Consider the following 6,673-nt stretch of genomic DNA (forward strand, 5'->3'; position numbering starts at 1 on the left):
TTATAAATTTTAGATTATGAATTTTTCTTTCAGTTTTTCTATAATTATTTTAGCTGCTTCTTGTGGTTCAACTTCAAACATTTGACCAGCTTGTTTAGCACCTTTAGTAAAAGATTTCTTTACTTTTGTAGGAGAACCTTTTAATCCAAGTTTAGACTCATCTATATGATTTAGATTGTCAGCAGTCCAAATTTCAACTTCTTTTTCAAACGCATCAACAATTCCACCAACGTGCATATATCTTGGTTGGTTTGCTTCAGAAAGAACAGTCATAAGACAAGGCATACCAACTTCTAATAGGTAATATCCATCTTCTGTTGCTCTTTTTACGATAAATGTTTTGTCTTCAGTATGTTGAATTTCTTTAACGTATGTAACTTGAGGAACACCAAGAAATTCAGCAACTTGAGGTCCAACTTGTGCAGTATCTCCATCAATAGCTTGTCTTCCGGCAATAATTAAGTCATAATCTATTTCTTTTAAAGCAGATGATATAACATGAGATGTAGCAAGAGTATCTGCTCCAGCAAATTTTCTATCAGTTAAAAGTATAGCTCTATCAACACCCATAGCTAATGTTTCTCTTAGAGCTGAATCAGCTTGTGGAGGTCCCATTGTTATAGCAGTAACATGAGCACCAAACTTATCTTTTAATTTTAGAGCCTCTTCTAATCCTGCCTTATCGTCAGGATTGATTATACTAGGTACTCCATCTCTTATTAATGTTCCAGTGATTGGATCTAATCTTATTTCTGTTGTGTCAGGCACTTGTTTTATACAAACAACTATATTCATTTTAATTTATCCTCCTAAATTCTACTTTAATAATGATCCTGCGATTACCATTCTTTGTACTTCTGATGTTCCTTCGTAAATTTCAGTTATTTTTGCATCTCTCATCATTCTTTCAACAGGATATTCTCTTGTATATCCATATCCACCGTGAAGTTGAACAGCTTTAGTTGTAACTTCCATTGCAGCTTCAGCAGCAAATAATTTTGCAGTTGCAGCCTCTAAAGAGTATGGTTGTTTTGTAGATTTTTTCCAAGCAGCTTTATATACTAAATTCTTAGCAGCTTCTACTCTTGCATACATATCAGCAATTTGGAACTGTGTATTTTGGAATTTAGAAAGAGCTTTTCCAAACTGTTTTCTCTCTCCAACATATTTTATAGTTTCATCTAGTGCTCCTCCAGCAATTCCAAGGGCTTGAGCTGCAATTCCTATTCTTCCTCCATCAAGAGTTTTCATAGCAATTCCGAATCCTTTTCCTAGAGCACCAAGTAAATTTTCTTTTGGAATTCTACAATTTTCAAATATTAGTTCACAAGTAGCTGAACCTTTTATTCCTAATTTTTTTTCTTTCTTTCCAACGCTAAATCCTGGAGTATCTGCTTCTATTATAAATGAAGATATTCCTTTTATTCCTTTTGATTTATCTGTCATAGCAAAGATAACATATACGTGAGCATATCCAGCATTTGTTATGAATATTTTTGAACCATTGATAACCCATTCTTGAGTAGCTTCATCAAAATATGCTGAAGTTTGTTGTCCAGAAGCATCTGTTCCAGCATTAGCCTCAGTTAATCCGAAAGCACCAATCCATTCACCAGTTGCCATTTTAGGTAGGAATCTTCTTTTTTGTTCCTCATTACCTAATTCAAGAATAGGAGCAACTCCTAAAGAAGCATGAGCAGAAAGAATAACACCTGTTGTACCACAAGCTTTTGAAAGTTCTTCAACAGCCATAGTATACATAATTTGATCTCCACCGGCCCCACCGTATTCCTTAGGAATAGTTACACCCATTAATCCAATTTTGCTCATTTTTTCAACAGTTTCCACTGGGAATCTTTCTTCCTCATCAACTTCTGCAGCAAGAGGTCTTACCTCATTTTCAACAAATTCAGTTATCATTTGTTTAAAAAGTTCTTGAGATTTTGTAAGTTTGAAATCCATTTTTTCCTCCTAATTTATTTTTTCATTAAAGTTGCTTTTCCTGATATTACTTCTTTTCCATTTTGATTAGTGCAAGTAGTTTTTACAATTACTCTTGACTTTTCAGGAATTAGTTCAATTATCTCTGCTTTAGCAGTGATAGTATCACCTATATAAACAGGAGCTAAAAATTTAAGTTCTTGCCCTAGATAAATACTACCTTCTCCCGGAAGTTTAGTTCCTAATACAGCTGAAATTAATCCAGCTCCAAGCATTCCATGAGCTATTCTTTTTTCAAACATAGTTGTTTTAGCATATTCTTCATTAATGTGAGCGGGATTTGTATCAAGAGTAATTCCTGCAAACATTACTACATCTGTTTCAGTAATTGTTTTAGAAATTTCAGCAGTCATTCCCACTTTTAAGTCTGTAAATTTCATGAAAAAATCCTCCCTTAATTATTTTATATTTTTAACTATAACCGCTGTACCCATACCTCCACCAATGCATAGGCTAGCTAGTCCATAATTAGAATTTCTCTTTTTTAGCTCATGAACTAAAGTAGTAATAATTCTATTTCCACTACTTCCTAGAGGATGTCCAAGTGCAATAGCTCCTCCGTTTACATTTGTAATTTCATTTAATCGTTCTTGAGAAACATTATGTTGAAGTCTAAGCTCTTTCATTACAGCAAGAGATTGCGCAGCAAAAGCTTCATTTAACTCTATAAGTTCTATATCACTAAGAGAAAGATTAGATTTTTTTAAAGCATTATTTATAGCTGGAATTGGTCCCATTCCCATAATTTCAGGATCAACTCCACCTTGACCAACAGAAATAATCTCTGCTAAAGGTGTTAGATTATATTTTTTTATTGCTTCTTCAGAGGCCAAAAGAATCATACTAGCACCATCATTAACTCCAGAAGCATTTCCAGCTGTTACAGATCCATCTTTTTTAAATGCAGGCCTAAGAGTTGAAAGTTTTTCAAAACTAGTTTTTCTATTTGGATATTCATCCTTGTCAAAAATAAAGGATTGTTTTTTATCTACTATTGTTATTGGAACAATTTCATTTTCAAATTTTCCAGAATCTATTGCAAAAATTGCTTTTTCTTGGGATTTTATTGCAAATAAATCTTGTTCTTCTCTTGTAATGTCATATTTTTCAGCTATATTTTCAGCTGTAATACCCATATGAATACCCGTAAAAGCATCTGTTAGTCCATCAAGAACTAAATGATCTTTCATCGAAATATCTCCCATTTTGTGACCATTTCTAGCATTTGAACTAGTTAGGAATGGAGCTTGTGACATAACTTCTGTACCACCGGCAAAAATAAGATTAGCTTCATCATGTTTTATCTCTGTAAAGGCATTCATTAGAGATTTCATTCCACTTCCACAAATAATATTTAGAGAATAAGCTGGAACTTCAACAGGGAGTCCGCCTTTTATCGCAGCCTGTCTTCCAACTCCTTGAGATTGACCAGCAGATAGAACATTTCCTACAATAACTTCGTCTATAACATCTTTGGGAACATTTGTCTCTTCTAAAATATTTTTTATAAGAGTTCCAGCTAATTCACCAGGCTGAATTTTTCCAAGAGATCCTAAAAAACTTCCAATAGGTGTTCTTTTAGCAGAAACTATAAATACTTTTGACATTTAAATCCTCCTTACAAACACTAAATTAACATTGGTTTTAAATTTTCCCCTATTATAAGTTCAGCTTCAGTTGAATTTTTGATATCTTCAATAGTAAAATATGGATTATATTCTGTTAATACTAATCCTTTATCAGTTACTTCCATTACTCCTTTTTCAGTTACAATTAAATTAACTTGAGCAGCAGCAGTAAGTGGTAGTGTACAATTCTTCAATATTTTATGTGATCCTTTTGAAGTATGTTCCATAGCAATAATAACTTTTTTAGCTCCTACAACCAAGTCCATAGCTCCGCCCATACCAGGAACCATTTTCCCAGGAACCATCCAGTTAGCTAAGTTTCCTTTTTCATCAACTTGAAGTGCTCCAAGAACTGTTGCATCAACGTGTCCGCCTCTAATTATTCCAAATGACATAAAACTATCAAAGAAACATCCACCTTCATTAACAGTTACATGTGATCCACCAGCATTTGTAACTCTATCATCTTTTTTTTCTAAACTAGGAGATTCTCCCATTCCTAAAAGTCCATTTTCAGACTGTAAAATTGTTTGAACCTCAACTGGAATATAGTTAGCTACTTCAGTTGGAAGACCTATACCTAAATTTACAACATCTCCATTTTTAAACTCTTTGGCAACTCTTTTAGCAATTATTTCCCTTACTTGTTCTTTGGAAAGTTCCATTTTAGTTTCCTCCCTTTACAATATAGTCAACAAATATTCCTGGAACTACAATTTCATTTGGATCTAAACATCCGTCTATAATTTCATCAGCTTCAACAATAACTAAGTCTGCAGCCATTGGCATGATTGCATTAAAATTTCTAGTTGATCCAAAGAATGCTATATTTCCATGAGAATCAACTTTAGTTCCATAAACTATAGCTACATCAGCTCTTAAAGATTTTTCAATTATAAATTTTTTATTATCAATTTCAACAACTTGTTTACCCTCTTCCACAATAGTTCCAACTCCAGTTGGTGTTAAAACACCCCCTAGACCAGCTCCTCCTGCTCTAATTATTTCTGCAAGTGTTCCTTGTGGAACAAGTTGTACATCAAGTTCTCCAGAATTCATTTGTCTTCCAGTTTCGGGATTAGTTCCGATATGAGATACAATAGCTTTTTTTAATCTTTTGTTCACAACTAATTTCCCTTTTTCATTATCTGGGAAACTTGTATCATTGGCAATAAGCGTTAGATTTGTAATTCCTAAATCTAACATTTTGTCGATGATTTTTTTAGGAGCACCACATTTTAAAAATCCTCCAATCATCAAAGTTGAATCACTCTTTATAAGCTTAGCAGCTTCATCTAAAGAAATTAATTTTTTCATAATATTTCTTCCTCCATAGACATTTGTAAGTGAGTACTTGCTTGTGCATTAACTTATATACTTCAAGAAAACATTAATGTCAATACTAGAACAAAAAACTTTTTTTGAAAACACTTAATCTATTGACAATAGCGAGGAATGCTTATATTATTAAAATTAATAATTTTTTCAAGGGGAGAAAATGTTATGAGTATGAAAGAAAGGATATTGGAAAAAGCTCTGGAATTGTTTTCTGAGCATGGTTTCAATAGTGTCTCAACTAAGCTTTTGGCAAAAGAAGTAGGGTGTAATGAAGTGACCATATTTAGGTTATTCAAATCTAAATATGGAATTTTAGAACAGATAACTAAAAATTTTTTAGAAATGGCAACTATTATAGAAAATTTAAAAAAGGTTTTAAATGGAAACTTGGAGGATGATATAGAGAGTGTAATAAGAGTTTACGATAAATTTTTAAGGGAAAACGAGCTTATATTTAGAATACAGCTAAAATTTTCTCATAGTGAAATAAAAAAATATACACGTTCCATAGAGTATAAAGATTTTGTAGTTGAACATTTTAGAGAAATTTTTATAAAGGATAATTTAAATTTACCAGTAGAAGAATTTGTAATACAGATATTATCCAGTGTAATTGGAAATTTTCTTTTTTATATTCAAACTGAAAATGGATTTACAAAAATAGAATGGGATGATTTGTTAGAAAGTAATATCAGGATTTATAAATATTTTTTAAGAAAATGAGGGTGTTGGAATGAAACAGAAATTGCGAGAGCTTTTCTTGATAACGGTGGGATCTTTTCTTTATGCGGTAGGAATTAATTATTTTTTTGTAGCTAATAAATTAGCTGAGGGTGGAGTCACAGGTATTAGTCTTATAATTTATTACTTAACAGGAATTTCTGTAAGTCTTAGCTATTTAGTAATTAATATTCCTCTTGTAATATTGGGATGGAAGTTACTAGGAAAGAAATTTGTTTATAAAACTATTTATGGAATTGGTGCTGTAACTTTAGCTCTTAAACTTACAAGTGGTTTGCAAGGACCTATGGAAGATTTAATAGTTGTTTCCATATTTGGAGGAATAACGATTGGAACAGGCCTAGGAATTATATTTTATGCCGGAGGTTCTACTGGTGGAATTGATATTCTTGCAAGAATTTTAAAAACATATAAAGGCTTAGCGGTTGGGAAAGCAATGTTTATTATGGATTTTTTAGTTTTATGTATGGTAGCAATTTTATTTGGAAAAGTAATATTTATGTATACTTTGATAGCTACTTTTATTTGTACCAAGGTGATAGATTTTATTCAAGATGGAATAACAAAAGCAAAAGGTGTAATGATTATAACCGAAAAATCTGATGAAATAAAAGAATTTATAATGGTTGAAATGGGAAGGGGAATAACTATTTTTGAGGGAAAAGGTGGTTTTACTTCAAACAAAAAAGAAATTGTTTATTGTGTTGTTAGTAAATTAGAAATATTTAGATTAAAACAAACTATAAAAAAAATTGATCCAAAAGCTTTCGTTACAATAACAGATGTTTCAGAGACCTTGGGAGAGGGATTTGGAGATTTAGGAGAAGAATAATTAAAAAATAAAAGACATTTAATGCAAATTTTATATATGAAGATGCATTAAATGTCTTTTTAATTTTTTGGTATCTTTGTCATTTCTGAACAAAATATTTCATTTAATGTCATAAAAAACTGAAAAAAACTAC

Annotated in this window: 8 protein-coding genes; 2 read left to right on the forward strand and 6 right to left on the reverse strand. The window is 31.7% G+C overall.

The genetic code is table 11. The features are described 5' to 3' along the window. Window positions 1-9: 9 nt before the first annotated feature. The 6 genes from H3N56_RS13175 to H3N56_RS13200 are packed head-to-tail and all read right to left on the reverse strand — an operon-like array spanning window position 10 to window position 4,949. The gene (locus tag H3N56_RS13175) at window positions 10-795 is read right to left on the reverse strand and encodes an electron transfer flavoprotein subunit beta/FixA family protein (protein WP_185881636.1); all 786 of its coding nucleotides are present in this window, start codon (window positions 793-795) and stop codon (window positions 10-12) included. A 21-nt stretch (window positions 796-816) separates the two neighbouring features. Then, window positions 817-1,962, reverse strand: coding sequence for an acyl-CoA dehydrogenase (locus H3N56_RS13180; RefSeq protein ID WP_185881637.1), 1,146 nt, complete (start codon window positions 1,960-1,962; stop codon window positions 817-819). Window positions 1,963-1,976: 14 nt separating this feature from the next. Beyond that, window positions 1,977-2,381, reverse strand: coding sequence for a MaoC family dehydratase (locus H3N56_RS13185; RefSeq protein ID WP_185881638.1), 405 nt, complete (start codon window positions 2,379-2,381; stop codon window positions 1,977-1,979). Between the two features lie 18 nt (window positions 2,382-2,399). Continuing rightward, window positions 2,400-3,608, reverse strand: coding sequence for an acetyl-CoA C-acetyltransferase (locus tag H3N56_RS13190; RefSeq protein ID WP_185881639.1), 1,209 nt, complete (start codon window positions 3,606-3,608; stop codon window positions 2,400-2,402). A 20-nt stretch (window positions 3,609-3,628) separates the two neighbouring features. Next, complete coding sequence (locus H3N56_RS13195) at window positions 3,629-4,294, reverse strand: 3-oxoacid CoA-transferase subunit B (protein ID WP_185881640.1); 666 nt, start codon at window positions 4,292-4,294, stop codon at window positions 3,629-3,631. Window position 4,295: 1 nt separating this feature from the next. Beyond that, window positions 4,296-4,949 (reverse strand): CoA transferase subunit A, encoded by a 654-nt coding sequence (locus H3N56_RS13200; protein ID WP_332478733.1) that lies wholly within the window; start codon window positions 4,947-4,949, stop codon window positions 4,296-4,298. A 183-nt stretch (window positions 4,950-5,132) separates the two neighbouring features. Between H3N56_RS13200 and H3N56_RS13205 the strand changes: the two genes are divergently transcribed. Together H3N56_RS13205 and H3N56_RS13210 are read left to right on the forward strand one after the other, a co-directional pair. After that, window positions 5,133-5,690, forward strand: a complete 558-nt coding sequence (locus tag H3N56_RS13205) for a TetR/AcrR family transcriptional regulator (RefSeq protein ID WP_185881642.1) — start codon at window positions 5,133-5,135, stop codon at window positions 5,688-5,690. 10 nt (window positions 5,691-5,700) lie between these two features. Then, the gene (locus tag H3N56_RS13210) at window positions 5,701-6,540 is read left to right on the forward strand and encodes a YitT family protein (RefSeq protein ID WP_185881643.1); all 840 of its coding nucleotides are present in this window, start codon (window positions 5,701-5,703) and stop codon (window positions 6,538-6,540) included. Window positions 6,541-6,673: the final 133 nt, after the last annotated feature.

The sequence above is a fragment of the Cetobacterium sp. 2A genome (assembly GCF_014250685.1).
Classification (GTDB): domain Bacteria; phylum Fusobacteriota; class Fusobacteriia; order Fusobacteriales; family Fusobacteriaceae; genus Cetobacterium.